This is a genomic window from Bacillus sp. HY001, from assembly GCF_007558965.1.
GTDB lineage: Bacteria > Bacillota > Bacilli > Bacillales > Bacillaceae_G > Bacillus_A > Bacillus_A mobilis.
In genome coordinates, this window is sequence record NZ_VLTE01000225.1 from 1 (window position 1) to 225 (window position 225).

Here is a 225-nt window from a genome sequence, read left to right on the forward strand (position 1 = left end):
AAGATTTGCTTATAACTATTGTAAAAGAATGAGTGATAGATACTATAAGCTATTTGGAAAATCTGTTTCACAGTTAGCTTTACAGAAACGATTTACAAGGATCAAGAAGCGAAAGAGATATGAGTGCTTAAATGACATCAACGCACAAGTTCCTAAACAGGCTTCAAAAGATTTTGATACGGCGAGAAAACATTCGTTCAAAAAGTACAAAAATGGTTATCACAC

General features: G+C 32.9%; 1 pseudogene. It reads left to right on the plus strand.

Features of this window, described 5'->3' with window-relative positions:
* Positions 1 to 225, plus strand: a pseudogene (locus FOT98_RS30615) (RNA-guided endonuclease InsQ/TnpB family protein); the annotation flags it as partial.